The 2,456-nt window shown below is 53.5% G+C and carries 3 protein-coding genes; 1 reads left to right on the plus strand and 2 read right to left on the minus strand.

Translation table 11 applies throughout. The features are described 5' to 3' along the window. Nucleotides 1-464: 464 nt before the first annotated feature. The gene (locus tag C4318_08805; protein ID MER3455231.1) at nt 465-647 is read right to left on the minus strand and encodes a hypothetical protein; all 183 of its coding nucleotides are present in this window, start codon (nt 645-647) and stop codon (nt 465-467) included. A gap of 351 nt (nt 648-998) precedes the next feature. Between C4318_08805 and C4318_08810 the strand changes: the two genes are divergently transcribed. Beyond that, nucleotides 999-2,024 carry an LLM class F420-dependent oxidoreductase gene (locus tag C4318_08810; protein ID MER3455232.1) on the plus strand — a complete coding sequence of 342 codons (1,026 nt, stop codon included), beginning with the start codon at nt 999-1,001 and terminating at the stop codon, nt 2,022-2,024. A gap of 103 nt (nt 2,025-2,127) precedes the next feature. On the opposite strand, the gene C4318_08815 is transcribed toward C4318_08810, so the two are convergent. Then, nucleotides 2,128-2,454, minus strand: a complete 327-nt coding sequence (locus C4318_08815) for a hypothetical protein (protein ID MER3455233.1) — start codon at nt 2,452-2,454, stop codon at nt 2,128-2,130. Nucleotides 2,455-2,456 lie beyond the last annotated feature (2 nt).

Genomic DNA, 2,456 nt, shown 5'->3' on the forward strand with positions numbered 1-2,456 from the left:
CAAATCCTTTGGGACCCTTGTAAATTCTGCCATTCCCTCTTTGCCTGCAGATGCCGTTGAAGGCTTAATAAAAGAACATATAACTAGCCTAAAGGCCGTTATAGACGCGCAGGCGAAAAAGGACTACTCGGGCGAGTATAATGCTTTGAGAAACGCCGCCAAACATATGGATTCGATTGCCTCGGCTTTGGCGAAGGCGGTTTCCGAATAAAATCTATTTACAACAAGCCACTTCACAGCTTGTTGTAATCAGTTAGGAAAACCCGGGCTGAGCGTATAGGGCTCAGCTCGGGTTTTTATGTAAGCATGATGTGACTAGCCTTTTCCGTCACGTTTTCGCGCAGGGGGGCGACGCGAAGAAAGACTTTGTCAGACTGCCTGCCTCTAGCGGCTAGCGGCTGCCTTCTGGGGTGTTCTTTTTTCTTGGCTTAATAGCTGTCCCAAGGAGTTCTGGTAATGCTGGCTTAGGACCCCACCATCACAAGTATCGCGATGGCCAGTGCCAGTACAGCACCCCAAAGTACTAGGCGAAGCAGCCGATTCCGCCACTTCCGCCTCGCATACGCCTTGTACGAAAGGCGGGTCGCTTCCGCCTTTGACGTTTCAAACGGAGTCCTAACGCTCCGGGTGGTTGTTCCGGCGTACATAACTCCCTCCCTTGCAGGGCCGGCCAGGGCCTCTCCAGCAGCATTTGTTAGCACAGGCGCACTCGGACCTTACCCTACCCCATATCAGTTTCGGCACGACACCTGGTTTGGGTTGAGTGAGGGTGCAAAAAAACTGACCGTTGTGAGCTGGTAGTTCTTACGTGTCGTCACCAAGAATGTACTCAGAGTGTGCTTTCCTGGCTCGCTACGGGGGTCTCGGGTTAGTAATATTCACTGCACCACACCGCGCCTCACCTTTGTCTGCTAGACATCGGTGGCAACTCTTTTTCAAAGACACAACCTAGGGCGGGTTTGGAAAACGCTTTTTAGGCAAGTTGAGGAAGTCGAGGCATGAAGCTAGACACGGTTTTAGCCACCACTGACCTTAGGGATGTAGGCCCTGTCGCTCGTCATGCGGAAGAGATGGGTTTCGACTTTCTGTGGGCCCCGGAGACGGTGGCGAGTCCGATGATGCTTTTGGGGGTGGCGGCTCTGGAGACGAGCAAAATTGGGCTCGGCACGGCTATTCTCGTAGCCTTCCCTCGAAGCCCCATGATTACCGCAATGGAGGCTTGGCAAGTTCAGAAGGCGTCGGGTGGACGTTTCGTCCTCGGCCTCGGTACGCAGGTCAAGGGTCACAACGAACGCAGGTTCTCGGTGCCTTTCGACCGTCCGGGCCCGAGATTGAGAGAAATGATTTTGGCGCTTCGTCATATCTGGAAAGCCTTCCAGGGAGAGGAACGCCTTTCTTGGAAAGGAGAGTTCTACCGGTTCGATCTTATAACCCCGTTTTTCAATCCTGGACCAATCGAGCACCCTACTATCCCTATCTATATCGCTGGAGTAAATGAGTACATGTGTCGCCTTGCGGGCGAGCTATGTGAAGGATTTCATGTGCACCCTTTTCATTCGGTGAAGTACCTCAACGAAGTCGTCCTTCCGGCGATTTCGACAGGACTTGCATCTGCAGGACGTAAGAGGGAAGACATTCAGCTCACCGCTCCTGTATTTGTATGCCTGGGTCGCGATGAAAAAGAGATCGAGGCAGCCAAGGGTCCAGTCCGGGCACAAATTGCTTTTTACGGTGCCACGCGCACATACAAACCAGTCTTCAATGTGCACGGGTGGGGTGATGCCACTGCCGAGCTTCAGAGATTGATGGCCGAGGGTAGATTCGCAGAGATGGCCTCTGTAATCGATGACGAAATGTTGGCCGTGTATGCGCTAGAGGCTACCTACGAAGACTTGGTCGACAAGCTTAAAGCCAAATACTCCGGGATTTTGGATCGCGTGTACCTTTACCTTCCGTTGCCCCAAAAAATGCCAGAAGATCTCGAGTTGAGGTGGCGAGCGATCATATCGGAGATGAATAGCTAAGGTTCTGCCCGTGTTTTATTGCCCGGAGGTCGGAGCGGTTGTTCCCGCACCCGAGCACTCATTCCCTCGACCGCTCTCATCCTTCAGGGGAGCGGGTTCCGACCTATGCGAGCCACTCCAGCCGAGCCCCAACGCTTTGGGCGAGATCGCCAACGTCGCGATCTGAGGTGAGCACGACAACTTGGGTGGCCGCCGAGACTTGATCAAGCAGGCTTAAGACGTCTTTTTTTTCGTAAATTGGCGCATCGTCGATGGCCCCGTCGACGATGAGGGGGAGCTGCTCGTCGGCTGGTCCGCATCCCAGAACCAATGCGGCGCGAAAGATCATGTAAGCAAAAAGAGGATCCTTGGCGGAGCCCAAGGAGGTGTGGGGTTCATTTCCGTGCTCATCTTCGTATCCAGAAGCACGATCTAAACTCTTGGATCCCAAAC

The organism is Acidimicrobiia bacterium, assembly GCA_040289475.1.
In the GTDB taxonomy this organism is placed as follows: domain Bacteria; phylum Actinomycetota; class Acidimicrobiia; order ATN3; family PSLF01; genus PSLF01.